28 protein-coding genes are annotated in these 26183 nt (G+C 71.2%); 22 read left to right on the forward strand and 6 right to left on the reverse strand.

Features of this window, described 5'->3' with window-relative positions:
- Nucleotides 1–138: 138 nt before the first annotated feature.
- A complete protein-coding gene (dnaE, locus tag F7R91_RS18000; protein WP_150949986.1) occupies nucleotides 139–3678 on the forward strand; it encodes a DNA polymerase III subunit alpha in 3540 nt (1179 codons plus the stop codon).
- A gap of 232 nt (nucleotides 3679–3910) precedes the next feature.
- Here dnaE and F7R91_RS42065 read toward each other — a convergent pair whose 3' ends face one another.
- Entirely contained in the window at nucleotides 3911–4087 is a 177-nt protein-coding gene (locus F7R91_RS42065; protein WP_191971537.1) for a hypothetical protein, read from the reverse strand.
- Nucleotides 4088–4310: 223 nt separating this feature from the next.
- On the opposite strand from F7R91_RS42065, the gene F7R91_RS18005 reads away from it, so the two are divergent.
- From F7R91_RS18005 to F7R91_RS18020, 4 genes are all read left to right on the forward strand, one after another.
- Complete coding sequence (locus tag F7R91_RS18005; RefSeq protein ID WP_150949988.1) at nucleotides 4311–5531, forward strand: NYN domain-containing protein; 1221 nt, start codon at nucleotides 4311–4313, stop codon at nucleotides 5529–5531.
- A 189-nt stretch (nucleotides 5532–5720) separates the two neighbouring features.
- The gene (locus tag F7R91_RS18010; protein ID WP_150950180.1) at nucleotides 5721–6692 is read left to right on the forward strand and encodes an ABC transporter ATP-binding protein; all 972 of its coding nucleotides are present in this window, start codon (nucleotides 5721–5723) and stop codon (nucleotides 6690–6692) included.
- A 64-nt stretch (nucleotides 6693–6756) separates the two neighbouring features.
- Complete coding sequence (locus F7R91_RS18015) at nucleotides 6757–7581, forward strand: ABC transporter permease (RefSeq protein WP_150949990.1); 825 nt, start codon at nucleotides 6757–6759, stop codon at nucleotides 7579–7581.
- Between the two features lie 34 nt (nucleotides 7582–7615).
- Nucleotides 7616–8278 (forward strand): DUF2567 domain-containing protein, encoded by a 663-nt coding sequence (locus tag F7R91_RS18020; RefSeq protein WP_150949992.1) that lies wholly within the window; start codon nucleotides 7616–7618, stop codon nucleotides 8276–8278.
- Between the two features lie 220 nt (nucleotides 8279–8498).
- Here F7R91_RS18020 and ybaK read toward each other — a convergent pair whose 3' ends face one another.
- The 4 genes from ybaK to F7R91_RS18040 all read right to left on the reverse strand — a co-directional run bounded on the left by ybaK (nucleotide 8499) and on the right by F7R91_RS18040 (nucleotide 12515).
- Nucleotides 8499–9002, reverse strand: a complete 504-nt coding sequence (gene ybaK / locus F7R91_RS18025; protein ID WP_150949994.1) for a Cys-tRNA(Pro) deacylase — start codon at nucleotides 9000–9002, stop codon at nucleotides 8499–8501.
- A gap of 26 nt (nucleotides 9003–9028) precedes the next feature.
- On the reverse strand, nucleotides 9029–9769 hold the full coding sequence (locus F7R91_RS18030; RefSeq protein WP_150949996.1) for an LON peptidase substrate-binding domain-containing protein: 741 nt from the start codon (nucleotides 9767–9769) through the stop codon (nucleotides 9029–9031).
- Between the two features lie 11 nt (nucleotides 9770–9780).
- Entirely contained in the window at nucleotides 9781–10815 is a 1035-nt protein-coding gene (locus tag F7R91_RS18035; protein WP_150950181.1) for a hypothetical protein, read from the reverse strand.
- A 122-nt stretch (nucleotides 10816–10937) separates the two neighbouring features.
- Nucleotides 10938–12515, reverse strand: coding sequence for an oxidoreductase (locus F7R91_RS18040; protein ID WP_150949998.1), 1578 nt, complete (start codon nucleotides 12513–12515; stop codon nucleotides 10938–10940).
- 179 nt (nucleotides 12516–12694) lie between these two features.
- Between F7R91_RS18040 and hisD the strand changes: the two genes are divergently transcribed.
- The 8 genes from hisD to hisF are packed head-to-tail and all read left to right on the forward strand — an operon-like array spanning nucleotide 12695 to nucleotide 18406.
- Nucleotides 12695–14020, forward strand: a complete 1326-nt coding sequence (gene hisD / locus F7R91_RS18045) for a histidinol dehydrogenase (protein ID WP_150950000.1) — start codon at nucleotides 12695–12697, stop codon at nucleotides 14018–14020.
- Nucleotides 14017–15126, forward strand: a complete 1110-nt coding sequence (locus F7R91_RS18050) for a histidinol-phosphate transaminase (RefSeq protein ID WP_150950002.1) — start codon at nucleotides 14017–14019, stop codon at nucleotides 15124–15126. The genes hisD and F7R91_RS18050 overlap by 4 nt, the downstream gene beginning before the upstream one ends.
- Nucleotides 15123–15716 carry an imidazoleglycerol-phosphate dehydratase HisB gene (gene hisB, locus F7R91_RS18055; RefSeq protein WP_108013415.1) on the forward strand — a complete coding sequence of 198 codons (594 nt, stop codon included), beginning with the start codon at nucleotides 15123–15125 and terminating at the stop codon, nucleotides 15714–15716. Before F7R91_RS18050 ends, hisB begins: the two co-directional genes overlap by 4 nt.
- Nucleotides 15717–15719: 3 nt before the next feature.
- Entirely contained in the window at nucleotides 15720–15884 is a 165-nt protein-coding gene (locus F7R91_RS42070) for a hypothetical protein (RefSeq protein ID WP_046729563.1), read from the forward strand.
- On the forward strand, nucleotides 15884–16525 hold the full coding sequence (gene hisH / locus F7R91_RS18060; protein ID WP_150950004.1) for an imidazole glycerol phosphate synthase subunit HisH: 642 nt from the start codon (nucleotides 15884–15886) through the stop codon (nucleotides 16523–16525). Before F7R91_RS42070 ends, hisH begins: the two co-directional genes overlap by 1 nt.
- Complete coding sequence (gene priA, locus F7R91_RS18065) at nucleotides 16522–17247, forward strand: bifunctional 1-(5-phosphoribosyl)-5-((5-phosphoribosylamino)methylideneamino)imidazole-4-carboxamide isomerase/phosphoribosylanthranilate isomerase PriA (protein WP_150950006.1); 726 nt, start codon at nucleotides 16522–16524, stop codon at nucleotides 17245–17247. Before hisH ends, priA begins: the two co-directional genes overlap by 4 nt.
- Complete coding sequence (locus tag F7R91_RS18070) at nucleotides 17244–17654, forward strand: RidA family protein (RefSeq protein WP_150950008.1); 411 nt, start codon at nucleotides 17244–17246, stop codon at nucleotides 17652–17654. The genes priA and F7R91_RS18070 overlap by 4 nt, the downstream gene beginning before the upstream one ends.
- Nucleotides 17651–18406: an imidazole glycerol phosphate synthase subunit HisF gene (gene hisF, locus F7R91_RS18075; protein WP_150950010.1), complete on the forward strand. Its 756-nt coding sequence runs from the start codon at nucleotides 17651–17653 to the stop codon at nucleotides 18404–18406. The genes F7R91_RS18070 and hisF overlap by 4 nt, the downstream gene beginning before the upstream one ends.
- Before the next feature lie 20 nt (nucleotides 18407–18426).
- On the opposite strand, the gene F7R91_RS18080 is transcribed toward hisF, so the two are convergent.
- Complete coding sequence (locus tag F7R91_RS18080) at nucleotides 18427–19062, reverse strand: TIGR03085 family metal-binding protein (RefSeq protein WP_150950013.1); 636 nt, start codon at nucleotides 19060–19062, stop codon at nucleotides 18427–18429.
- A gap of 140 nt (nucleotides 19063–19202) precedes the next feature.
- Between F7R91_RS18080 and hisI the strand changes: the two genes are divergently transcribed.
- The 9 genes from hisI to trpA all read left to right on the forward strand — a co-directional run bounded on the left by hisI (nucleotide 19203) and on the right by trpA (nucleotide 26113).
- Nucleotides 19203–19595, forward strand: a complete 393-nt coding sequence (gene hisI, locus F7R91_RS18085) for a phosphoribosyl-AMP cyclohydrolase (protein ID WP_150950015.1) — start codon at nucleotides 19203–19205, stop codon at nucleotides 19593–19595.
- Nucleotides 19596–19606: 11 nt separating this feature from the next.
- Complete coding sequence (locus F7R91_RS18090) at nucleotides 19607–21133, forward strand: anthranilate synthase component I (protein WP_150950017.1); 1527 nt, start codon at nucleotides 19607–19609, stop codon at nucleotides 21131–21133.
- Nucleotides 21134–21158: 25 nt separating this feature from the next.
- Nucleotides 21159–21800: a TIGR02234 family membrane protein gene (locus F7R91_RS18095; RefSeq protein WP_150950019.1), complete on the forward strand. Its 642-nt coding sequence runs from the start codon at nucleotides 21159–21161 to the stop codon at nucleotides 21798–21800.
- Nucleotides 21801–21914: 114 nt separating this feature from the next.
- A complete protein-coding gene (locus tag F7R91_RS18100; protein ID WP_150950021.1) occupies nucleotides 21915–22163 on the forward strand; it encodes an HGxxPAAW family protein in 249 nt (82 codons plus the stop codon).
- Nucleotides 22164–22274: 111 nt separating this feature from the next.
- Entirely contained in the window at nucleotides 22275–22718 is a 444-nt protein-coding gene (locus tag F7R91_RS18105) for a DUF2752 domain-containing protein (protein WP_150950023.1), read from the forward strand.
- Nucleotides 22719–22895: 177 nt separating this feature from the next.
- Nucleotides 22896–23705, forward strand: a complete 810-nt coding sequence (trpC, locus tag F7R91_RS18110) for an indole-3-glycerol phosphate synthase TrpC (protein ID WP_150950025.1) — start codon at nucleotides 22896–22898, stop codon at nucleotides 23703–23705.
- A 22-nt stretch (nucleotides 23706–23727) separates the two neighbouring features.
- On the forward strand, nucleotides 23728–23901 hold the full coding sequence (gene trpM / locus F7R91_RS18115; protein WP_150950027.1) for a tryptophan biosynthesis modulator TrpM: 174 nt from the start codon (nucleotides 23728–23730) through the stop codon (nucleotides 23899–23901).
- 110 nt (nucleotides 23902–24011) lie between these two features.
- A complete protein-coding gene (trpB, locus tag F7R91_RS18120; RefSeq protein ID WP_150950029.1) occupies nucleotides 24012–25298 on the forward strand; it encodes a tryptophan synthase subunit beta in 1287 nt (428 codons plus the stop codon).
- Nucleotides 25295–26113: a tryptophan synthase subunit alpha gene (gene trpA / locus F7R91_RS18125; protein WP_150950031.1), complete on the forward strand. Its 819-nt coding sequence runs from the start codon at nucleotides 25295–25297 to the stop codon at nucleotides 26111–26113. Before trpB ends, trpA begins: the two co-directional genes overlap by 4 nt.
- The last annotated feature ends 70 nt before the right edge of the window (nucleotides 26114–26183 follow it).

The following is a 26183-nucleotide window of genomic DNA, read 5'->3' on the forward strand; positions in this document are numbered from 1 at the left end:
ACAGCGTTTCTGCCGTCTCCAACGTCCGAAGGTACGTGGGAGTGCCCGCCCGGTGTCAGTCCCGCGGCATAGACTTCGACGCTGACCCCCGGACTGTCCGCCCACCCGTCGTCGAGCGTTTCCCTTGGAGGCCACGCCGTGTCGAAGCCGCCGTTCACGCACCTGCACGTCCACACCCAGTACTCGCTGCTGGACGGTGCCGCGCGGCTCAAGGACATGTTCGACGCGTGCAACGAGATGGGCATGACCCATATCGCCATGTCCGACCACGGCAACCTCCACGGGGCGTACGACTTCTTCCACTCCGCGACGAAGGCCGGAATCACCCCGATCATCGGTATCGAGGCGTATGTCGCGCCCGAGTCGCGGCGCAACAAGCGCAAGATCCAGTGGGGTCAGCCGCACCAGAAGCGCGACGACGTGTCAGGTTCCGGTGGTTACACGCACAAGACGATCTGGGCGGCCGACGCGACCGGTCTGCACAACCTCTTCCGGCTCTCCTCGGACGCGTACGCCGAGGGCTGGCTCCAGAAGTGGCCCCGGATGGACAAGGAGACCATCTCCCAGTGGTCGCAGGGGCTCATCGCCTCCACCGGCTGCCCCTCCGGTGAACTCCAGACCCGGCTGCGCCTCGGCCAGTTCGACGAGGCCCTGAAGGCGGCCGCCGACTACCAGGACATCTTCGGCAAGGACCGCTACTTCCTGGAACTGATGGACCACGGCATCGACATCGAGCACCGGGTCCGCGACGGCCTCCTCGACATCGGCAAGAAGCTCGGCATCCCCCCGCTGGTCACCAACGACTCGCACTACACGTACGCGCACGAGGCGGGCGCCCACGACGCGCTGCTGTGCATCCAGACCGGCAAGAACCTCTCCGACCCGGACCGCTTCAAGTTCGACGGCACCGGCTACTACCTCAAGTCCACGGACGAGATGTACGCCATCGACTCCTCGGACGCCTGGCAGGAGGGCTGCCGCAACACCCTCCTGGTGGCCGAGCAGATCGACACCACGGGCATGTTCGAGAAGCGCGACCTCATGCCCAAGTTCGACATCCCGGAGGGCTACACCGAGGTCAGCTGGTTCCGCGAGGAGACCCTGCGGGGCATGCACCGCCGGTTCCCGAACGGCATCCCGGACGACCGCATGAAGCAGGTCGAGTACGAGATGGACACCATCATCTCGATGGGTTTCCCGGGCTACTTCCTCGTCGTCGCCGACTTCATCATGTGGGCCAAGAAGCAGGGCATCGCGGTCGGCCCCGGGCGTGGCTCCGCGGCCGGTTCGATCGTCGCGTACGCCCTCGGCATCACCGACCTCGACCCGATCCCGCACGGCCTGATCTTCGAGCGGTTCCTCAACCCCGAGCGCATCTCGATGCCCGATGTCGACATCGACTTCGACGAGCGCCGGCGCGTCGAGGTCATCCGGTACGTGACGGAGAAGTACGGCGCCGACAAGGTCGCCATGATCGGCACGTACGGCACCATCAAGGCCAAGAACGCGATCAAGGACTCCGCGCGCGTGCTGGGCTACCCGTACGCGATGGGCGACCGCATCACCAAGGCCATGCCCGCCGACGTCCTCGGCAAGGGCATCCCGCTGTCCGGCATCACCGACCCGCAGCACCCGCGCTACAGCGAGGCCGGCGAGGTCCGCGGGATGTACGAGAACGAGCCGGACGTGAAGAAGGTCATCGACACCGCGCGCGGTGTGGAGGGCCTGGTCCGGCAGATGGGCGTCCACGCCGCCGGCGTGATCATGTCCAGCGAGACCATCACCGAGCACGTCCCGGTCTGGGTCAGGCACACCGACGGCGTGACCATCACGCAGTGGGACTACCCGAGCTGTGAGTCGCTCGGCCTGCTGAAGATGGACTTCCTGGGCCTGCGCAACCTCACGATCATGGACGACGCCGTCAAGATGGTGAAGGCCAACAAGGGCGTCGACATCGACCTCCTGGGCCTCGCGCTCGACGACCCCACGACCTTCGAACTGCTCCAGCGCGGCGACACCCTCGGCGTCTTCCAGTTCGACGGCGGCCCCATGCGCTCGCTGCTGCGGCTGATGAAGCCCGACAACTTCGAAGACATCTCCGCCGTGTCGGCCCTGTACCGCCCGGGCCCGATGGGCATGAACTCCCACACGAACTACGCGCTCCGCAAGAACGCGCAGCAGGAGATCACGCCCATCCACAAGGAGCTCGAAGAGCCCCTCAAGGAGGTCCTGGACGTCACCTACGGCCTGATCGTCTACCAGGAGCAGGTGCAGAAGGCCGCCCAGATCATCGCGGGCTACTCGCTCGGCGAGGCCGACATCCTCCGCCGCGTCATGGGCAAGAAGAAGCCCGACGAACTGGCCAAGAACTTCACCATCTTCCAGGCCGGCGCCCAGAAGAACGGCTACAGCGACGAAGCGATCCAGGCCCTGTGGGACGTGCTGGTCCCGTTCGCCGGATACGCGTTCAACAAGGCGCACTCGGCCGCGTACGGGCTCGTGTCGTACTGGACCGCCTATCTGAAGGCGAACTACCCCGCCGAGTACATGGCCGCCCTGCTCACCTCGGTCAAGGACGACAAGGACAAGTCGGCCGTCTACCTCAACGAGTGCCGGCGCATGGGCATCAAGGTGCTCCCACCGAACGTCAACGAGTCGGAGTCGAACTTCGCCGCCCAGGGCGACGACGTGATCCTCTTCGGCCTCTCCGCCGTCCGCAACGTCGGCACGAACGTCGTCGAGGCGATCATCCGGTGCCGCAAGGCCAAGGGGAAGTACGCCTCCTTCCCCGACTACCTCGACAAGGTCGAGGCCGTGGTCTGCAACAAGCGGACGACGGAGTCGCTGATCAAGGCCGGTGCCTTCGACTCCATGGGGCACACCCGCAAGGGCCTCACCGCGCAGTACGAACCGATGATCGACAACGTGGTCGCCGTGAAGCGCAAGGAGGCCGAGGGCCAGTTCGACCTCTTCGGCGGCATGGGCGAGGAGGAGACCAGCGAGCCCGGCTTCGGACTCGACGTCACCTTCACCGACGATGAATGGGACAAGACGTATCTGCTCGCCCAGGAGCGGGAGATGCTCGGTCTGTACGTCTCCGACCACCCGCTCTTCGGTCTGGAGCACGTGCTGTCCGACAAGGCGGACGCGGGCATCGCCCAGCTCACCGGAGGTGAGCACGCGGACGGCGCCGTGGTGACCATCGGCGGCATCATCTCCGGTCTCCAGCGCAAGATGACCAAGCAGGGCAACGCCTGGGCCATCGCCACGGTCGAGGACCTCGCCGGCTCCATCGAGTGCATGTTCTTCCCGGCGACGTACCAGCTGGTGTCGACCCAACTCGTCGAGGACGCCGTGGTGTTCGTCAAGGGCCGTCTCGACAAGCGCGAGGACGTACCCCGCCTCGTCGCGATGGAGCTGATGGTCCCCGACCTCTCCAGCGCCGGCACCAACGCGCCCGTGATCCTCACCATCCCGGCCACCCGGGTCACGCCGCCGATGGTCAGCCGTCTCGGCGAGATCCTCAGCCACCACAAGGGCGACAGCGAGGTCCGGATCAAGCTCCAGGGGCCCACCAGCACGACGGTGCTGCGCCTCGACCGCCACCGGGTGAAGCCGGACCCGGCACTCTTCGGCGACCTGAAGGTCCTGCTCGGGCCGTCCTGCCTGGCCGGTTGAGCAACTGACGGTCACATATGGCGAGTGAGCCGAAGGGGCGCGTCGGTGTCGAGGGTCCGAGCGCGCGGAGGCCCGAAGGGCTGAGCACGGTCGGACCCTCGACACCGGCTCTGGCGCCCCGGAGGCGAACCGAGCCCCAAAAAGAAGGGGGGCGCACCTGGTACCCGGTGCGCCCCTCGGTGTGTCGGGGCTTCAACAGCCCTGGGGGCTCACCAGCCCCTTGCGCAGCTGATCAGTTGTGACCGAAGCGCTTGTGCCGGTCCTTGCGGGCCATGGCCATGTCGCCGGGCGTCACCTGCGGGGCGCGGTGCTCGGCCGGCGGCTCCAGCGTGGTCGTGGACTGCTGTGTCTGCTGCCGGCCACGCTCGGACTTCGGCTGCTTGCGCTCACGGTTCTTGTTCTTGGCCATGGGTTCTGCCTCCTGTTGGGGGTCTAGGGGCCAGGGCCGCGACCAGATTCACATAGGCTGACAACGAGTGCATTTCGGATAATTACCGTGCGTGACGGTCTATGTCGGGGAGCGAGATCCCGAAACGCCACGCCGAAGATCGAGTTCGGGCCGTTAACCCCCGCGTGGTCGGGCAGACTCGAAGCAAGCCCGAAGCAAACCTCCCGGAAAGTGGGTGGATCGCGTGGACCGCTGCATCGTCCTGGTGGACGCCGGGTATCTGCTGGGGGCTGCCGCCAGTCTTCTCGCCGGGGAGCCCTCACGCTCCCGGATCACCGTCGACCACGCCGCCCTCATCCAGGGGCTGCGCGAGCGGGCCGAGTCCGACACGGAACGCCCCCTGCTGCGCATCTACTGGTTCGACGGCGCCCCCGACCGCGTTCCGCAGCCCGAGCACCGCAGGCTGCGGGTGATGCCCCGGGTCACCGTCCGGCTCGGCGCCCTGACCCGCAGCGACGGCCGCTGGGCCCAGAAGGGCGTGGACGCCGCGATGCACGCCGAGCTGACCGAGCTGGCCCGCAACCGTGCCTGCTCCGACGTCGTCCTGGTCACCGGCGACGGCGATCTGCTGCCGGGCATGATGGCCGCCAAGGAGCACGGTGTCGCCGTCCATCTGTGGGCCGTACAGGCCGCCGACGGGGACTACAACCAGTCGGAGGACCTGGTCGCCGAGGCGGACGAGCGGCGCGTGCTCGACCGTACCTGGATCACCAAGGCCGTACGGGCCAAGGAACTCGGCGGGGTGTGCGCTCCGCCGCCCGTGCCGCGGCCGGAGATCGCCGCGATCCTGTCCGCGCCGCTGCCCGACTCCGCGCTCGCCCCGCCCGCCGAGCGGCCCGCCGGCGAGGGGGAGCACGCCGCCGCCCGCGCCGCCTCGGACAACGGCACCCAGGAGCGCGTGCCTGCACCCAAGGGCGTACCCACCCCGAAGGACCTTGCGGCCCTGCGCGCCCCCGGGGTACAGCCCGCGCAGCACCCCGCCACCGCCACCCTGCGCTGGTCCTCCGACAAGGGCTGGGTGGACCGCCCGGGGGTCGCGGCGGAGCCCGCCGAGGCCGCCTCGATGCCGACGCTCGCCCAGCTGACCACCGCCGAACAGCGCTGGGCCGACCGCGAGGAGGACATCACCACGGTCGGCGGCGACCCCTACGAGGTCGGGCAGGTCTTCGCGCGGCGGTGGATGGAACGGCTCGGGGACCTGAGCCATCTGCAGAAGCTGTCCGGGATGTATCCGCGCATCCCGCACCGGATCGACGGCGAGCTGCTGCGGTACGCCGCCCGGTTCGGGCTGCTCGCGCACAAGGACGACCAGATCGACGAGCACGACCGGTATGCGATCCGGGCCGGGTTCTGGCGGGAGATCGACGTCCGGACGGCGGCGGAGCATGCGCCTGCCGGCGAGTGAGCGGTGTGCGGTGGAGGGGGCACCACCGCGCCGCGTCGTCGGGGTTGACCGCCGTTGCGGGGGACATGTGGTGTGCGGCGGATTCGGGCCCGCCAGGCGCCCCGGGGGCCGGTCGAGCCTCCGGACCCCGTAGGCTCGTGCCTTGTGAGTACGCGCGCGGCACAGGCACTTCGGCACGGTGGGGATGTCGTGTGCGCGGTGCGCGGACTGACCAAGACCTATCCGGCGGTGCGCGCACGGCGCGGCGCCCCGGGAACACCCGAGGTCCGGGCCACCGACGACGTACGGCTGGACATCCGGCGGGGTGAGATCTTCGGGCTGCTCGGGCCGAACGGCGCCGGCAAGTCCACCCTGGTCCGGCAGATCACCGGGCTGATGCGGCCCGACCGGGGCAGCGTCGAGATCCTCGGGCACGACATCACGCGCCATCCCGAGCGGGCCGCGCGGATCCTCGCCTACCTCGGCCAGGAGTCGAGTGCCCTCGACGAACTGACCGTGTCCCTCGCCGCCGAGACCACCGGACGGCTGCGCGGCCTGGACGCACGGCGGGCACGGGCCGAGCGGGACGCCGTCCTCGACGAACTCGGGCTCGCGCCGCTCGCCGGACGGCCCCTGAGGAAGCTGTCCGGGGGCCAGCGCCGTCTCGCCTGCCTCGCCGCCGCGCTGGTCGGGGAGCGACCGCTGCTCGTCCTCGACGAGCCGACCACCGGTATGGACCCGGTGGCCCGGCGGGCGGTGTGGTCAGCGGTCGACCGGCGCCGGGCCGAGCACGGAACGACCGTCCTGCTCGTCACCCACAACGTCATCGAGGCCGAGACCGTCCTGGACCGGGTCGCCGTCCTCGACCGGGGCCGGGTGATCGCCTGCGACAGCCCCTCCGGGCTCAAGGAGCGGGTCGCCGGGGAGGTGCGGGTCGACCTCGTGTGGCGCGAGGCGGCTCCGCTGCACGTCCCGGAGGTCGCCGCGCTGCGTGAGCGGGCCGTGGAGTCCGGCCGCCGCTGGACGCTGCGGCTGGCGCCCGAAGAGGCCCGCGCGGTCGTCGCCACGGTCACCGGCGGGGCCGCCTTCGCCGCACTGGACGACTTCACGCTGGCCACGCCGAGCCTGGAGGACGTGTACCTGGCGCTGGGCGGCGACACACAGGGGCTGGTGAAGGCATGAGCATGTGGGCCGTCGGATCCGTAGGGGACAGGGCGACTGCCGAGGCGAGAAGGAGCTGCGCGACGTGAGTGTCGTACCCGCCGAGGCTCTGCCGGACAATGCCCTGGCCGCCGAGGAGACCGCCGAGCGTCCCGCGGCCGAGCTCGGGCCGCGTGCGCGGCTGTGGCCGTCGCTGGTGGCCGTCTACCGGGCGCAGCTGTCCCGGGCGCGGGTCGCCCGGATCCCGCTGCTGTTCGTGGCCACCTTCCAGTCGATCGGGATCATGGTCCTGATGCGCGGGGTCGTGGACGGCGGGGGAGAGGCCAGGGCCGTGGTGGCCGGGTCCGCGGTCCTCGTCGTGGCCTTCGTCGCGCTGAACCTGCTGGCGCAGTACTTCGGCCAGCTGAGGGCGAACGGCGGGCTCGACCACTACGCGACACTGCCGGTGCCGCCGGCCGCCGTGGTGCTGGGGGCGGCCGGCGCGTACGCGTCCTTCACCGTGCCGGGGACCGTGGTGACCGCGGTGTTCGGCTGTGTGCTGTTCGGGCTGCCGCTGGCACACCTGTGGGTGCTCGCTGCGGTGATCCCGCTGGCAGGCGCCGCGCTGGCCGGGCTGGGCGCCGCGCTCGGACTGCTCGCGCCGCGCCCCGAGCTGGCCACGCTGCTCGGGCAGCTCGGCATGTCCGCAGCACTGCTGCTGGGCGTGCTGCCGGCGGACCGGATGCCCGAGGCCGTACGGTTCGCCCGGGACCTGCTGCCCTCCACCTACGGCGTCGAGGCCCTGGCGCGGACCTTCGGGGCCCGCCCCGACTGGGCCGTCGTGCTCGGTGACCTCGCCGTGTGCGGGTGCGTCGGCGTGGTGTCGCTGGCCGTCGCCACCTGGGCCTACCGTCGGGCAGCCGTCCGGTGACGCGCGGCACAGGCGCGCCTGGCACGATGTCAGGGTGACCGCACCGTTGACTCCGCCACCGCACGAACAGTCCCCGCACGACCCGTGGCAGCCGCCGACTGCCGGGCAGATGAAGCCGGCGCCCCAGGACGCCTGGCTCGGTGGCCAGGGACAGGACGGGCCCGGGAGGAAGGCCGAAGCGCGGGAGGCCGCCGTCATCACGGTGGCTGTGGCGCTCGCCGGGGCCCTGCTGGGAGTGCTGTGGTGGTGGCTGTCGCCGAAGGTGCCGCTCGTCGGTCAGGTGGTGGATCAGAAGTGGGTCGTCTACCTCAAGGACACCGAGGGGGAGCAGGCGATCGGGGTGGACGGAACGTTCACTCTGCTTGCGCTGGCGTTCGGCGTGGTGAGCGCCGTCGTCGTCTTCCTGGTGCGACGGCGCGGGGGGGTGCCGGTGGTGGTGGCGCTGGGGGTCGGAGGGCTGCTGGGCTCGCTGCTGGCGTGGCGGGTCGGGGTGTGGCTCGGGCCCGAGCAGGATGTGATCGCCCATGCGAGGGCCGTGGGCAAGGGGGTTACGTTCTCCGCGCCGTTGAAGCTGGGTGCCAAGGGGGCGTGGCTGGCTTGGTCGATGGCGGCGTTGCTGGTGCATCTCGGGCTGACGGCGTTGTTCGGGCCTCGGGATCCGGAGCCGGAGCACTACGGCGTTCCGCCGCGTCAGTAGGGGCGCGGCGCGTTGTGGTGCGGCGGGGGTGGTCGCCCCCGCCGTCCCTGCCCTTCGGGGGATGGTGCACGTGCGCTCAGAGAGCTCGGAAAGCTGAGAAAGCACCTATGCCGGTCGGTGGCCGTGGTTCGAGCGGCCCTTCTTGATGCGCCACTTGCGTTTCCTGGTTTTCTTCGACATGTCCTCAGACTTAACCGACGAAGCAGACGGCGTCGAGGGGTCACGCACGGCCGATGGGGGCCAGGACCGCTTCCGTGAGCTTCGCCAGGTCGTCGGGGGCGAGCTCGACCTCCAGGCCGCGGCGGCCGGCCGACACGCAGATCGTGGTGTGGGCGGACGCCGAGTCGTCGAGGACCGTGGGGAGCCTCTTGCGCTGGCCGAGGGGCGAGATGCCGCCGCGGACATAGCCCGTGGTGCGTTCCGCCAGAGCCGGGTCGGCCATCGCGGCGCGCTTGCCGCCGACCGCCGCCGCCAGGGCCTTGAGGTCCAGCGAGCCCGCCACCGGGACCACGGCCACCGTCAGCGTCCCGTCGACGTCGGCCACCAGGGTCTTGAAGACCCGCTCCGGTGAGACGCCCATCGCCTCGGCCGCCTCCTCGCCGTACGAGGGGTGGGCGGGGTCGTGGTCGTAGGAGTGGACCGTGTAGGTCACACCGGCGGCCGTGAGGGCCACGGTCGCGGGCGTGCCGCCCGGCTGCTGCTGCTTCTTCGACTTCTTCGCCATCCGGCCTGTACCCCAGAGGTCGTGCGTCAGTTGAGATTCGTCGGGCCGCGCGTCAGGTCCGACGCCGGCAGTGACGGCAGATTACGGATGATCGCGGTCTCCGCGCGAAGCAGTTTGAGTTCGTCGCGCAGCCGGGACGCGGTGTCCGGTGCCTGGAGCAGGCGCTGCTTCGTCGGGGTGTCCAGCATCATCGCGGCGGCCACCAGGTAGGACACCACGGAGGGATCGTCGGGCAGGTCGGCGCCCGTGGACAGGGAGCGTTCGCGCGCCCCGGCCAGCCGCTTCTGGTAGTGGCGGAACGAGCGCAGCACCCCCTCGGCCAGCGCGCCGGCCTCGTCCCCCGCCTCTTCGGGCAGCTCCTCCAGTTCAGCCGTCAGGAACGGGCCCGAGGCGTCGACCGAGGCCAGCCGCGCCCGGGTGGTGCCCGTCGCCAGCACCTCGAAGGTGCCGTCGGCCCGCTCGCGGATCGTCGCGGCGTCCGCCACACAGCCGGTCGCGTAGAACGCCTTGGCGGGGTCGGGGCCGAAGCCTGCCGTGGGTCCGCGCTCCGGGACGGCCGTCGGGTCCGGCATGCCGGGCGCGCTGGGCGCCACCTCGTGGCCGTCGCGGATCGCCACGACGGCGAACCGGCGCGGTTCGTCCTCGGGTGTCTTCAACAGCTCGCGCATCATGGCGCGGTAGCGCTCCTCGAAGATGTTGAGAGGAAGCACGAGCCCCGGGAACAGCACCGAGTTCAGGGGGAAGAGCGGAAGCCGGACGGTGGTCACGGCGCAAAAGCCTAATGGTCGCGGGAGTGTGCACGGACGGTGCGCCCACTTGGTGGATGCCCGGCCGGCCCGGACGGCGGTGTCGACCGGATGTCGGCGCGGACCCGCAGGAACAGACCCAGCGGGTCGTCCGACATCCGGTCCCAGGGGAAGGACGTGGCGTACGGGCCGATCAGACGCAGCTGGACGAGCGCATCGTCCCAGCGTTCCAGCCGTACGAGGACGTACATCAGCTTGTTGCGGATCTCGGCGGGCCAGGGGTCGGCCCCCGGGAAGCGGGCGGAGAGCGCGACGGCGCGGTCGGCCGCCGCGTCCAGCTGCCCGCGCGGCACGTCCGGGCCGCAGCCGTCGCCGAAATAGCCGAGGGCCGCCCGCGCGGGCAGCGCCTGGATGAGCGAGGCCGCCGGAGCGTCCTGCGCGGCCAGCTCGGCGAAGGCGAAGCACTCGCGGTGGGACCCGTGCCAGGAGGACGCCAAATAACGCAGGGCCGCGACATGGCAGCCGTAGTGGTGCGGGGTTCGGCGGACCGCCGCCTCCCACAGCTCCCCGAACCATGCGTGCCCGGCGTGCGTGCCGCGCGCATGGTCCAGGGCGAGCCGCCACGGCACCGGGTCGCGTTCGTTCTCGTGGGCGGCGGCCGTGATCAGCGGGCTCACCTCATGCAGCAGCTCGGCCCGTGCCGGGGACCGCCACGCCCGGTCCACCGCCCGCTGCGCCCTCACGAGCAGCAGGTCCGGGTCGTGCGGGGCGGCGGCGGACCACCGCTCGAACCACTCGTCGCGCGCGTGGGCGAAAGCCGCGAGCCGTCTGACGTACCGGTCGCGGTCCTCCCATTCGGTGCCCTTACGGGTGGCGGCGAGCAGGGCGGCCGCGGGCCCGTACGCGCCCTGCGCTGCCGCGACCAGCGCGGGGCCGAGCCGGTCGTCGGGCGCGTCGAGCACCACCTCGTCGTCCGTGGGGAGGCCGGTGGCACGGTGGGGGGTGGTGTTCCTGGTCATCCGGGCCGTACGGAGGAAGGGGGGCAGCAGAGCCATGGTGCCGACAATTGAAAGTCCGCAGGTCAGGTACGCGCCAGGGGGAACACCCAACCGGTGAAAAGTTGTACGCGGCCCGGTCAAGGGCAGGTAAAACGTGGTGATCCGACGACTGCCGGACCGCCCTGAGCGGATCAGTTCCGCCGCAGCAGCCGTGTCGCCCCCGCCGCCACTGTCGTCGCCAGCACCCAGCCCACCAGGATCATCGCCGCGGCCATCCACTGCCGGACGCCGCTGAGCTGCCACTGGCCGACCTGGCCCAGGTCGATGACCGGCAGCAGCAGGTCCAGGGAGAACAGCGCGGGGTTCCACGAGGGGTGCCCGGTGCCGTTGGCCGGCGGCTCCCCGGCCTGCGCGAAGGCGACCGAGGCCGCCGCCCACAGGACGGCCATCCACACCGCGGCCCGGCCCGGCCGGTACCCGTAGGCGACGATCCAGTCCTGGACGTATCCCCAGAGCTTCGGCGCCAGCGGCAGCGTCTCGCGGCGCCGGCGCTGCTTGCCGAGCAGCACCTCCCGCGCGGCCTCGTCCTCGCCGGAGCCCCGCAGCGCGGTGGCGAGGCGCTCGTACGGCTCCGGGTTGTACTCGGCGGTGGCCGCCGCGACCCAGTCCAGACGCCGGCCCAGGGAGAACGACCCGTACGGCACCAGGTTCTGGTACGAGAAGCCCAGCATCTGCAGCCGCCCGGGACCCGGCCAGCTGTCCGCCCGGTCCACGAGGTTGACGACCCGCGCGCCCGACAGCACCACCCTCCCGCGCTGCGGCTGCTCCCCGAGGAAGCGCAGCTCGAACGTCTGCAGCCGGCGCAGCGCCAGCTCCTGGTCGTCGGTGAGGACGAACCGCGCCCGGTCGAGGTCGACGGCCTCCCCGAACCGTCCGTCGTCGAGCCGCATCCCGCCCTGGCACTCGAACCGCTGGATCCGTGTCCCGCTCGTGGGCGTCGTGCCGGTCAGCAAGGGGCTGCCCAGGCCGGCCGGGGTCAGATACAGGGTGCGCTCGATGGTCAGCTGGGGAGCGTTGAGGGCGAACCGCGTGTACGGGTTGATCAGCCGGGCGCCGCGCAGGCTCAGCGAGACGCCGATCTTCGCGCCGCGCAGACTGATCTCGCCGTGCGACTCCAGCAGCTCGGCCTGGAGGTCCTGGCCCACGGTCAGACCGTCCGCGGCGATCGAGCGTCCGTTGCGGTCCCGGTACACGATCGCCTGGTTGAGCAGCAGATCCGTACCGATACGGGCGTCGGTGAGCCGGACGCCGTTGTGGAAGCGGCAGCGCGGCAGATGCAGATCGCCCTCGCACCGCAGCCGGGCCGCCTCCATGCGCGGCACCGCGCAGTCCATCAGGCGCACGGTGGTGAAGTGGGCCTCCGACAGCACGACCTCTTCGTCGAAACGGCAGCTCCGCAGCTCCACATACGGAGTGATGATGCCGCCCGCCAGGTCCAGGGAGCCGGTGACATGGACGCCGCGGAGCTTCAGGGACGCCACCCTGCCCACCAGCGCGGGCGGTCCGTCGAGCAGCAGCCAGGCGATGACCCGCGCCCGTACGGTCCGCTCCGGCCCCCAGGCCGTCCCGCCGTGCGGATCGTCGACGACCTCGTCCCCGGTCCTCAGGTCGTGGACGGCGCCCATGCGGAAGGCCTGCCACATGCCGGCCTCGGCCGCGGTCAGGTCGTCCGGCAGATCTCCGGTGCGAACGCCGGCCCCCTCGGTCACGCTGGTTCCTTCCTCCCCGACTACTCGCGGGTTCGCCCCGCCGGTACAGCCTTGATGCCCGCTCGGTGACCCGGCGAACGCGGAAAGTGAGGGATGGTTCCCCGGGTTCCGTCCGGGATCCGTATCAACCATTGATACGTGCGGACGGCGTGCGAACCCCGTCTGCGAGAATTGGCTGTGTGATCTCCCGAATCGATCTGCGCGGCGACGCCCTTCCCGAGGGCCCCGCCCTGCGCGACCTGCTGCCCCGAGCCGACTTCGACGTCTCGGCCGCCCTGGAGAAGGTGCGTCCGATCTGCGAGGCCGTGCATCATCGGGGCGACGCGGCGCTGATCGACTTCGCCGAGAAGTTCGACGGCGTCAGGCTCGACCAGGTGCGGGTGCCCGCCGAGGCACTCGAAAAGGCCCTCCAGGAACTCGACCCGGCGGTCCGCGCGGCCCTGGAGGAGTCCGTCCGCCGCGCCCGTCTCGTCCACCGCGAGCAGCGCCGTACCAGCCGCACCACGCAGGTCGTGCCCGGCGGTTCGGTCACCGAGAAGTGGGTGCCGGTCGAGCGGGTCGGGCTGTACGCCCCCGGCGGCCGCTCCGTCTACCCGTCCTCCGTGATCATGAACGTGGTGCCCGCGCAGGAGGCCGGCGTCGGCTCGATCGCCCTCGCCTCCCCGGCCCAGGCCGAGTTCGGCGGGCTTCCGCACCCGACGATCCTCGCCGCGTGCGCACTGCTCGGCGTCGACGAGGTGTACGCGGCCGGCGGCGCCACCGCGGTCGCGATGTTCGCGCACGGCACCGAGTCCTGCCCGCCCGCCAACATGGTCACCGGCCCCGGCAACATCTGGGTCGCCGCGGCCAAGCGCTACTTCACCGGCAAGATCGGCATCGACGCCGAGGCGGGCCCGACCGAGATCGCCGTCCTCGCCGATCACACGGCCGATCCGGTGCACATCGCCTCCGACCTGATCAGCCAGGCCGAGCACGACCCGCTGGCGGCCGCCGTGCTGGTCACGGACTCCGTCGAGCTCGCGGACGCGGTCGAGCAGGAGCTGGAGCCGCAGGTCGCCGCCACCAAGCACATCGAGGACCGGATCGTCCCGGCCCTCAAGGGCAGGCAGTCCGCGATCGTCCTCGTCGACGGTGTCGACGAGGGGCTGAGGGTGGTCGACGCGTACGGCGCCGAGCACCTGGAGATCCAGACGGCCGACGCGGCCGCGGTCGCCGACCGGGTGAAGAACGCGGGCGCGATCTTCATCGGCCCCTGGGCCCCCGTGTCGCTCGGCGACTACGCGGCCGGCTCCAACCATGTCCTGCCCACCGGCGGCTGCGCCTGCCACTCCTCGGGCCTGTCCGTCCAGTCCTTCCTGCGCGGCATCCACATCGTCGACTACACGCAGGACGCGCTGGCCGAGGTCGCCCACCACGTGGTGACGCTGGCGGAGGCGGAGGACCTGCCCGCGCACGGCGCGGCGATCAAGGCGAGGTTCGGCTGGAAGGTACCGACGAGCAAGTGAACTTCGGAATCGACGATCTTCCCGTACGGGACGAGCTGCGCGGCAAGTCCCCCTATGGCGCGCCCCAGCTCGACGTTCCCGTACGGCTGAACACCAACGAGAACCCGTACCCGCTGCCCGAGCCGCTGGTCGAGCGGATCGCCGAGCGGGTGCGCGAGGCGGCCCGGAACCTCAACCGCTACCCCGACCGGGACGCCGTGGAGCTGCGCACACAGCTCGCCAAGTACCTGACCGACACATCCGGTTACGCCGTCGGCCCGGCCAACGTGTGGGCGGCCAACGGCTCCAACGAGGTCATCCAGCAACTGCTGCAGACCTTCGGCGGACCGGGCCGCACCGCGATCGGCTTCGAGCCGTCGTACTCGATGCACGGCCTCATCGCGCGCGGTACCGGAACGGGATGGATCTCGGGCCCCCGCAACGAGGACTTCACCATCGACCTGGCGGCGGCCGGCCGGGCCATCGCCGGGCACCGCCCCGACGTCGTCTTCGTCACCACGCCCAACAACCCCACGGGCACCGCGGTCCCGGCCGAGACGGTCCTCGCGCTGTACGAGGCCGCCCAGGCGGCCAAGCCGTCGATGGTGATCGTGGACGAGGCGTACGTCGAGTTCAGCCACGGCGACTCGCTGCTGCCGCTGCTGCAGGGCCGGCCGAACCTCGTCGTCTCCCGGACGATGTCGAAGGCCTTCGGCGCGGCGGGCCTGCGCCTCGGCTACCTCGCCGCGCACCCGGCCGTCGTCGACGCCGTCCAGCTCGTACGGCTGCCGTACCACCTGTCGGCCGTCACCCAGGCGACCGCCCTGGCCGCCCTGGAGCACACCGACACGCTGCTGAAGTACGTCGAGCAGCTGAAGAAGGAACGGGACCGGCTGGTCACCGAACTGCTGGCGCTGGGCTACGAGGTCACGGCGTCGGACGCCAACTTCGTGCAGTTCGGGCGCTTCGAGGACTCCCACGTCACCTGGCAGAAGATCCTCGACCGGGGCGTCCTGGTCCGGGACAACGGCGTACCGGGATGGCTGCGGGTGACCGCCGGAACCCCCCAGGAGAACGACGCGTTCCTCGACGCGGTCCGTGAACTGAAGAAGGAGCAGAGCGCATGAGCCGCGTGGGACGCGTGGAACGCGTGACGAAGGAGACCTCGGTCCTCGTCGAGATCGACCTCGACGGGTCCGGCAAGGTCGATGTGTCGACCGGCGTCGGCTTCTACGACCACATGCTCGACCAGCTCGGCCGGCACGGTCTGTTCGACCTGACCGTGAAGACCGAGGGCGACCTGCACATCGACTCGCACCACACCATCGAGGACACTGCCCTCGCGCTCGGCGCCGCCTTCAAGCAGGCGCTCGGCGACAAGGTGGGGATTTATCGATTCGGCAACTGCACGGTCCCGCTGGACGAGTCGCTCGCCCAGGTCACCGTCGATCTGTCCGGCCGTCCGTACCTCGTGCACACCGAGCCCGAGAACATGGCGCCGATGATCGGCGAGTACGACACCACCATGACCCGGCACATACTGGAGTCCTTCGTCGCCCAGGCCCGGATCGCGCTGCATGTGCACGTGCCCTACGGACGCAACGCGCACCACATCGTGGAGTGCCAGTTCAAGGCGCTGGCGCGGGCCCTGCGCTACGCCAGCGAGCGCGACCCGCGCGCTGCCGGCATCCTCCCGTCCACGAAGGGCGCGCTGTAAACCATGAACGGTCTGTCCACCGTCCTGATCGTCGTCGGACTCTTCCTCGTCGGCGGCATCATCTCCTTCGTCAAGCAGAAGATGCCGACGAGCCTGATCGTGCTGCTCTCGATCGGCGCGGCGATGTGCCTGGTCGCGGGCGTGATGCGGCTGGAGGTATGGAACTGATGAGCGCGCCGAAGAAGGTCGTGGTCTTCGACTACGGCTTCGGCAACGTCCGCTCCGCCGAGCGCGCCCTCGCCCGCACCGGGGCCGAGGTCGAGATCACGCGCGACTTCGACACGGCCATGAACGCCGACGGTCTGCTGGTGCCGGGCGTCGGTGCCTTCGCCGCCTGTATGCAGGGCCTGCGCGCGGCCCGCGGTGACTGGATCATCGACCGCCGGCTGTCCGGGGGCCGCCCGGTGATGGGCATCTGCGTCGGCATGCAGATCCTGTTCGCGCGCGGCATCGAGCACGGCGTCGAGACCGAGGGCATGGACGAGTGGCCGGGCTCCGTCGAGCCGCTCCAGGCCGACATCGTGCCCCACATGGGCTGGAACACCGTCGAGGCACCGGCCGGCTCCGAGCTGTTCGCCGGGCTGGACGCGGACGCGCGCTTCTACTTCGTGCACTCCTACGCCGTCCACGAATGGACCCTGGAGACCGCCAACCCGACGATGCGCGCCCCGCTGGTCACCTGGGCGACGCACGGCAAGCCCTTCGTGGCCGCCGTCGAGAACGGCGCCCTGTGGGCCACGCAGTTCCACCCCGAGAAGTCCGGCGACGCCGGAGCCCAGCTCCTCACCAACTGGATCGGAACCCTGTGAGCAAGCTCGAACTCCTCCCCGCCGTCGACGTCCGCGACGGCCAGGCCGTCCGCCTGGTGCACGGCGAGTCCGGCACGGAAACGTCCTACGGCTCCCCGCTGGAGGCCGCCCTCGCCTGGCAGCGGGCCGGCGCGGAGTGGCTGCACCTGGTCGACCTGGACGCCGCGTTCGGGACCGGCGACAACCGGGAGCTGATCGCCGAGGTCGCCCGGGCCATGGACATCAAGGTGGAGCTGTCGGGCGGCATCCGCGACGACGCCTCCCTGGCCGCCGCGCTCGCCACCGGCTGCACCCGGGTGAACCTCGGCACGGCCGCGCTGGAGACCCCTCAGTGGGTCGCCAAGGTCATCGCCGAGCACGGTGACAAGATCGCCGTCGGTCTCGACGTCCGCGGCACCACCCTGCGCGGCCGCGGCTGGACCCGCGACGGCGGCGACCTCTACGAGACGCTGGAGCGCCTCAACCAGGAGGGCTGCGCCCGCTACGTGGTGACGGACATCGCCAAGGACGGCACCCTCCAGGGCCCCAACCTGGAGCTGCTGCGCAATGTCTGCGCGGCGACCGACCGTCCGGTGGTGGCCTCCGGCGGCGTGTCCTCGCTCGACGACCTGCGGGCCATCGCCGAGCTGGTGCCGCTCGGTGTCGAGGGCTCCATCGTCGGGAAGGCCCTGTACGCGAAGGCGTTCACTCTGGAAGAGGCCCTGGAGGCGGTAGCCCAGTGAGCGATGTACGACGCGTCACGACCGGCGCGCCCTGGGAGGAGACCTTCGGTTACTCCCGCGCGGTCGAGCTGCCGAACGGCATGGTGCTGGTCTCCGGCTGCACCTCGATAGTGGACGGCCAGATCGCCGGAGGCGGTCCGTACGAACAGGCGGTCAACGCATTCAACGTCGCGCTCGCGGCACTGGGCCAACTGGGGCTCGGCCGTGACGACGTCGTGCGTACGCGCATGTACATCACCCATGCCCGGGACGTGGACGACGTCGGACGCGCCCACAAGGAGCTGTTCGACTCCGTCCGGCCCGCCGCGTCCATGATCATCGTCTCCGGCCTCGTGGACCCGAGTCTGGTCGTCGAGGTCGAGGTGGAGGCGTACCGCCCCGGCGGAGAACACGGAGTGTCCGCATGACCCTGGCCGTACGAGTGATCCCCTGCCTGGACGTGGACAACGGCCGGGTCGTCAAGGGCGTCAACTTCCAGAACCTGCGCGACGCGGGCGACCCCGTCGAGATGGCCAAGGTGTATGACGCCGAAGGCGCCGACGAGCTGACGTTCCTGGACATCACCGCCTCCTCGGGCAACCGGGAGACGACCTACGACGTGGTGCGCCGCACCGCCGAGCAGGTGTTCATCCCGCTGACCGTCGGCGGCGGCGTCCGCACTGCCGAGGACGTGGACAAGCTGCTGCGGGCGGGCGCGGACAAGGTCGGCGTCAACACCGCCGCCATCGCCCGCCCGGAGCTCATCCGCGAGATCGCGGAGCGCTTCGGCCGACAGGTGCTGGTGCTCTCGGTGGACGCGCGGCGCACCCCGTCCGGGAGCTTCGAGGTGACCACGCACGGCGGCCGCAAGGGCACCGGCCTCGACGCCGTCGAGTGGGCGCACCGGGCCGCCGAGCTCGGCGCGGGTGAGATCCTGCTGAACTCGATGGACGCCGACGGGACGAAGGACGGCTACGACCTGGAGATGATCGCGGCCGTCCGCAAGCACGTCACGGTCCCGGTGATCGCCTCCGGCGGTGCGGGACGGCTCGCGGACTTCCCGCCGGCGATCGAGGCGGGCGCGGACGCGGTGCTGGCCGCCTCCGTCTTCCACTTCGGCGATCTGCGGATCGGCGAGGTGAAGCAGGCGCTCAGGGAGGCGGGCCACCCCGTCCGATGACGACGGCGCTCCACAGGCTCTCAGATACCGAGCTGCTTCGTCTCCTGCAGCCGGGCGATCGCGTCCTTCTCGCCCTCCAGCTCCACGTTCGCGGCGTTCTGCCGGCCGTAGAGGAACAGCAGCAGCTCCGACGGCTCGCCCGTCGCGGTGACGACCGGAGTGCCGCGGCGGGCGACCGCCGTCTGGCCGTCGGGGCGGCGCAGCACCAGCCCCGTCGCGGCGCCCCGCCCCATCAGGCGCGAGGTGCGCTCCAGCCGTGACCACAGGGCGTCCTGGAAGACCTGGTCGAGCTCGCGCGGCGTCCAGTCGGGCCGGGCCCGGCGGACGTCCTCGGTGTGCACGTAGAACTCGATGGTGTTCGACATCTCGTCGACCTGCTTGAGGGAGAACGGCGAGAAGCGCGGCGGGCCGGTACGGATCAGCTGGATCAGCTCCTCGTACGGCTTCGCGGCGAACTCCGCCATCACCCGCTCCAGCCGGGGCTGGAGCTGCTTGATCAGGATGCCGCCGGCGGCATCGGGCCGGCGCTCGCGCACCACCACGTGCGCGGCGAGGTCACGGGTCAGCCAGTTCTCGCAGAGGGTCGGGGCCTCGGGGCCCTCGGCCTCCAACAGGTCGGCCAGAAGAAGTCGTTCACGCTTGGCGAATGTCGACATGAGTGCCAGCCTACGACCGCCCCGCAGGTCCGCCCACCCGTCGCCCGGCCTCCACCCCTCACCGAGGCGCTTCGCGTCGCTGTTTTCAATGGGTGGACGACCGCCGGGCGCATGTCGTCACGCGCGGCACAATGGCACACATGACCAGCACGCCCCTGCCCAGCAGCCTGGACCCCGAGATCGCCGCGCGCCTCAAGCGCAGCGCCGACGGGCTCGTCCCCGCCATCGCCCAGCAGTACGACACCGGGGAGGTGCTGATGCTCGGCTGGATGGACGACGAGGCGCTGCACCGCACGCTCACCACCGGCCGCTGCACCTACTGGTCGCGCAGCCGCGGGGAGTACTGGGTCAAGGGCGACACCTCCGGTCACGTCCAGTGGGTCAAGTCCGTCGCCCTCGACTGCGACGCCGACACCGTGCTCGTCAAGGTCGACCAGGTCGGAGCCGCCTGCCACACCGGCGCGCGTACCTGCTTCGACGCCGACGTGCTGCTCAAGAACGCCGATTCCGGCGTGTCGTCAGTGGATCAGTAAGGTCAGCCGCCATGGACCTCGAGACGTTCCGCAAGCTGGCCACCGACCGCCGTGTCATTCCGGTCACCCGCAAGCTCCTCGCCGACGGCGACACCCCGGTCGCGCTCTACCGCAAGCTCGCCGCCGAGCGCCCCGGCACGTTCCTGCTGGAGTCCGCGGAGAACGGCCGCGCCGCGTATCAATGGTCCCGCTACTCCTTCGTGGGAGTGCGCTCGGACGCGACCCTCACCGTGCGGGACGGTCAGGCCCACTGGCTCGGCTCCCCGCCCGTCGGCGTCCCCGTCGACGGCGACCCGCTCGCCGCGCTGCGCGCCACCATCGAGGCCCTCCACACGCCCCACCAGGAGGGCCTGCCGCCCTTCACCGGCGGCATGGTCGGCTATCTCGGCTACGACATCGTGCGCCGGCTGGAGAAGATCGGCCCCGGGGAACGGGACGACCTGCAGCTGCCCGAGCTGACCATGCTGCTCACCAGCGATCTCGCGGTCATGGACCACTGGGAGGGCTCGGTCCTGCTGATCGCCAACGCGATCAACCACAACGACCTCGACACCGGCGTCGACGAGGCGTACGCCGACGCGGTGGCCCGCCTGGACGCGATGGAGGCGGACCTGTCCCGCGCGGTCGCCCAGCCGCCCGCGGTCCTTCCGCCGTCCGAGCTCCCCGAGTACACGGCCCTGTGGGGCGGCCCCGACTTCCAGGACGCCGTCGAGGACATCAAGGAGCGCATCCGGGCGGGCGAGGCCTTCCAGGTCGTACCGTCGCAGCGCTTCGAAACACCGTGCGCGGCGAGCGCGTTGGACGTCTACCGGGTGCTGCGGGCGACGAACCCGTCGCCGTACATGTACCTGCTCCGCTTCGACGGTTTCGACATCGTCGGCTCGTCCCCGGAGGCCCTCGTCAAGGTCGAGGACCGGCAGGCGATGGTCCACCCCATCGCCGGGACCCGGCCCCGTGGCGCCACCCCGCAGGAGGACCAGGCCCTCGCCGACGAACTGCTCGCCGACCCCAAGGAGCGCGCCGAGCACCTCATGCTCGTCGACCTCGGCCGCAACGACCTCGGACGGGTCTGCGAGCCCGGCTCCGTCGAGGTCGTCGACTTCATGTCCGTCGAGCGGTACTCGCATGTGATGCACATCGTCTCGACGGTGACCGGAAAGGTGGCCGAGGGGCGTACCGCCTTCGACGTCCTGACGGCCTGCTTCCCGGCCGGCACGCTCTCCGGCGCGCCCAAGCCGCGCGCGATGCAGATCATCGACGAACTCGAGCCGTCCCGGCGCGGGTTGTACGGCGGCTGCGTCGGCTACCTCGACTTCGCGGGCGACTCCGACACCGCCATCGCCATCCGTACGGCCCTGCTGCGCGACGGCACCGCGTACGTCCAGGCGGGTGCCGGAATCGTCGCCGACTCCCAGCCCGTCGCCGAGGACCAGGAGTGCCGCAACAAGGCCGCGGCGGTCCTGCGGGCGGTGCACACGGCGAACCGGCTGGGCCGACAGGGCGTTTCTCACCGGAAGGCCGACCCGGACCCCGAGTGACGGTTCGCCCGCGGTCCGGGTGATAGTGGAGTACGTGACTGCCGTACCTCACCCCCGTTCCGAAGCCGCAGGACCCGCAAGGGCCGGCCGCCTCAGCCTCGCCCTGGCCCTGCTGTCCGGGGCGCTCGGCGCGGCCGTGGCGCTGCTGGCCACCCGCCAGCGGTGGTCGCAGGGCACCGCGACGGTGGCCGGCGGCGACTTCCCGCTGACCGCCAAGGGCAGTGATGTCACGGGCGTCCCCGCGTCCCTCGCCATAGTGGGCCTCGCCGCGCTCGTCGCCGTCTTCGCCGTCCGCAGGGCCGGCCGAGTGCTGGTCGCGGGCCTGCTCGCGCTGTCCGGCGCGGGCACGATCGCCGCCTCGCTGTTCGGCGCCTCCGACAGCTCCGCGCTCGACGAGAAGGCCGCGCAGGCCACCGGCGACACCGCGGCCACCGTCGACACGCTCACCCACACCGCCTGGCCGTATGCCGCGGCGGCCGGCGGCATCCTGATCCTCCTCGCCGGACTGCTCGCCCTGCGCTACGGCCGCGGGTGGCCCGCGATGTCCGGCCGCTACGAGCGCGCCGGAGCCCCCCGTCCGCGCCGCAAGGCGCCCACCGCCGACCCCGACCGCCCCGAGGACATCTGGAAGGCGCTCGACCGGGGCGAGGACCCGACCGGCGCATAGCCACGAGGTCCGCCGCGGCGTGGTGCGACCCCCGAGGACCGCACGCGTGCGCGTGCGGGACAATGGACCTTGAGCGTCCGGCTCAGACACGAATACAGCAACGAGGAGCAAGTCATGGCGGGCAGCAGCCACGGTCACACCCCGGCCGCCTGGACCGGTGTCACAATCGCCTTCATCGGTTTCTGCGTCGCGGGCGCCTTCATGGTGATGGCCCAGCCGGCGGGCTTCTGGGCCGGTATGGCAATGGTGATCCTCGGCGGTGTGGTCGGCTGGGTCATGAGCAACATGGGCCTGGGCATGCCGAAGGACGCCCAGGCGCACCGGACCGCGGAGCAGCGCGAGCCCGCGAGCGTCGAGAGCTGACGTCCGCGGGGAGTCCTCCGTACGGGAGTCACTGCGGGACTTGGTGAGGGGCGGCCCGGCAGGAATGCCGGAGCCGCCCCTCACGCGCGCGTGGGGGCCGTGCGGGGCACAATGCAAGGCGTGACCGACAGTCAGAGGGCGACACCGTCCGCCGCCCGGGCCGCGGCGGGGCGTCTGGCGGTGCCCGCGGGGGTGCTCGGGGCGGTCGCCGCGGCCTTCGCCTACGTCGGGGCCGTGGACCCCAACGAGCCTGGGCACTACCCGGCCTGCCCGCTCCTGCGCTTCACCGGCATCTACTGCCCGGGCTGCGGCGGACTGCGCAGCGCGCACGCCTTCGTGCACGGGGATCTCACCGGAGCGCTCGCGGACAATGCCCTGGCCGTCGCGGGATACCTCGCCTTCGCGGTGCTGTGGGCCGTCTGGGTGGTCCGCTCGCTGCGCGGGCGGCCGCTGAGGATCGATCTCGGGCCGGTGCACCTGTGGAGTCTCGGCGCGTTGCTGCTGGTCTTCACGGTTGTCCGGAACCTGCCGTTCGGTGGCTGGCTGCATCCTTGATCAACCGAGGAATGTCCAGGTAGTGGGACCGGCGTCAACCGGATGCGAGGGCTCTGCCCTCCTCCGGATACCATCGCAGTGACCATCGGTTTTCGTCATCGAGCCGGTCCGACGAAGGCCGGCCGGTGGCGCAGCCCGACCGCTGAACAGTCAACCGTCTGGAAGGGGGCCGCTCGCGTGAGTGTGCTCGACGAGATCATCGACGGAGTCCGTGCCGACCTCGCGGAACGGCAGGCGCGCGTCAGCCTCGAAGAGCTCAAGGAGCGCGCGGCGAAGGCTCCCGCGGCCAAGGACGGGGTCGCCGCGCTGCGCGGTGACGGCGTCAAGGTGATCTGCGAGGTCAAGCGCTCCAGCCCGTCGAAGGGCGCGCTGGCCGCGATCGCCGACCCGGCCGGACTCGCCGCGGACTACGAGGCGGGCGGTGCGGCCGTCATCTCCGTGCTGACCGAGCAGCGCCGCTTCGGCGGCTCGCTGGCGGACCTGGAGGCGGTCCGCGCGCGCGTGGACATCCCCGTACTGCGCAAGGACTTCATCGTCACCTCGTACCAGCTGTGGGAGGCCCGGGCGTACGGCGCCGACCTCGCGCTGCTCATCGTCGCCGCCCTGGACCAGCCCGCGCTGGAGAGCCTGATCGAGCGCGCCGAGTCCATCGGGCTCACGCCGCTCGTCGAGGTGCACGACGAGGAGGAGGTCGAGCGCGCGGTGGACGCCGGAGCGAAGATCATCGGCGTCAACGCGCGCAACCTGAAGACCCTGGAGGTCGACCGCGGGACGTTCGAGCGGGTGGCCCCGGAGATCCCCGCCCGCATCGTCAAGGTCGCCGAGTCGGGGGTGCGCGGACCGCACGACCTGATCGCCTACGCCAACGCCGGCGCCGACGCGGTCCTGGTCGGCGAGTCCCTGGTGACCGGCCGTGACCCGAAGTCGGCCGTGTCCGACCTGGTGGCGGCGGGCGAGCACCCCGCACTGCGGCACGGCCGGGGCTGATCTCCCGGTAGAGTTGGCACCGATGACTCTCTCGCTCACCGTGACGACCGTGGATCGGTACGCCCGCCTCGCGCGCGGCTGCCGCCCCCGCGGCTGCCGCGCACCCGCCCGCCGGGTACACGGCCGCAGGGTCCGGTACGTCATCGGGGACGAGCCGGGGCAGGTCAACGGCATGCGATGGCAGCGACCGACCTGAGGGGCGCGGGGAACTGCGCGAGCAGCCACAACGCTCCCGCAGCCGACTGACAATCCCCGCCCCCACGGCGATCAGTGCTGTTCACACACCACTCACCGTGAGGTTTCCGCATGCCCAGCGACTTCTTCATCCCCGACCCGCAGGGTCACCTCCCCAGCGCCGAGGGCTACTTCGGCGCATTCGGCGGCAAGTTCATCCCGGAGGCCCTCGTCGCCGCCGTGGACGAGGTGGCCGTCGAGTACGACAAGGCCAAGAACGACCCCGAGTTCGCCCGAGAGCTCGACGACTTGCTGGTGCACTACACCGGCCGCCCCAGCTCCCTGACCGAAGTCCCCCGTTTCGCGGCGGAAGCGGGCGGCGCCCGCGTGTTCCTCAAGCGCGAGGACCTCAACCACACCGGCTCGCACAAGATCAACAATGTGCTCGGCCAGGCCCTCCTCACCCGGCGGATGGGCAAGACGCGCGTCATCGCGGAGACCGGCGCCGGCCAGCACGGCGTCGCCACCGCCACCGCCTGCGCCCTGTTCGGCCTCGACTGCACCATCTACATGGGCGAGGTCGACACCAAGCGCCAGGCCCTGAACGTGGCCCGGATGCGCATGCTCGGCGCCGAGGTCGTCGCCGTGAAGTCCGGCAGTCGTACGCTCAAGGACGCGATCAACGAGGCCTTCCGCGACTGGGTCGCCAACGTCGACCACACCCACTATCTGTTCGGGACCGTGGCCGGCCCGCACCCCTTCCCGGCCATGGTGCGCGACTTCCACCGCGTCATCGGCGTCGAGGCGCGCCGCCAGCTCCTGGAGCGCGCCGGACGCCTCCCCGACGCCGCCATCGCCTGCGTCGGCGGCGGCTCCAACGCCATCGGCCTCTTCCACGCCTTCATCCCGGACCCGGACGTACGCCTCATCGGCTGCGAGCCCGCCGGACACGGCGTCGAGACCGGTGAGCACGCGGCGACCCTGACCGCGGGCGAGCCCGGCATCCTGCACGGCTCCCGGTCCTACGTCCTTCAGGACGACGAGGGCCAGATCACCGAGCCGTACTCGATCTCGGCCGGACTGGACTACCCCGGCATCGGGCCCGAACACTCCTACCTCAAGGACAGCGGCCGCGCGGAGTACCGGGCCGTCACCGACGACGCGGCCATGCAGGCCCTGCGTCTGCTGTCGCGCACCGAGGGCATCATCCCGGCCATCGAGAGCGCCCACGCGCTCGCCGGTGCCCTGGAGGTCGGCAGGGAGCTGGGCAAGGACGGGCTGATCGTGGTCAACCTGTCCGGCCGCGGCGACAAGGACATGGACACGGCCGCCCGCTACTTCGGGCTGTACGACACCGACGCCGAGGTCGCCGCCGACGCGGACGGCGAGATCGCCGAGATCGAGGGGGACGCCAAGTGAGCGGGAACATTCAGCTGCTGAGCGACACCCTCGCCGCCGCCAGGGCGGAAGAGCGCTCCGCCCTCATCGCCTACCTCCCGGCCGGGTTCCCGACCGTGGACGGCGGCATCGAGGCGATCAAGGCCGTGCTCGACGGGGGCGCCGACATCGTCGAGGTCGGGCTGCCGCACAGTGACCCCGTCCTCGACGGTCCGGTCATCCAGACCGCCGACGACATCGCCCTGCGCGGCGGCGTCAGGATCGCCGACGTCATGCGGACGGTCCGGGAGGCGTCCGGGGCGACCGCGAAGCCCGTGCTCGTCATGACGTACTGGAACCCCATCGACCGCTACGGCGTCGAGCGCTTCACCGCCGAGCTCGCCGAGGCCGGCGGTGCGGGCTGCATCCTGCCCGACCTGCCCGTCCAGGAGTCGGCGCTGTGGCGGGAGCACGCCGACAAGCACGGGCTCGCCACGGTCTTCGTGGTCGCGCCCAGCAGCAAGGACGAACGGCTCGCCAAGATCACAGAGGCGGGCAGCGGCTTCGTCTACGCCGCCTCGCTGATGGGCGTCACCGGCACCCGCGAGTCCGTGGGCGCGCAGGCCCAGGACCTGGTGGAGCGCACCCGGGCCACGGGCACCGCACTGCCGGTCTGCGTCGGGCTCGGTGTCTCCGACGCCGGGCAGGCGGCCGAAGTGGCCGGCTTCGCCGACGGTGTGATCGTCGGCTCGGCCTTCGTGAAGCGGATGCTGGACGCGCCGGACCACGCGGCCGGTGTCGAGGCGGTCCGGGACCTTGCCGCCGACCTCGCGAAGGGCGTGCGCGGACAGGCGTAGGGCCGAGGACATCGTCCTACCGGTCCCTCGTACGGGTGGACCTGCCACCGGGGAGGCGCGCTGCGCCTCC

The organism is Streptomyces luteolifulvus (genome assembly GCF_008806595.1).
Lineage (GTDB): Bacteria > Actinomycetota > Actinomycetes > Streptomycetales > Streptomycetaceae > Streptomyces > Streptomyces luteolifulvus.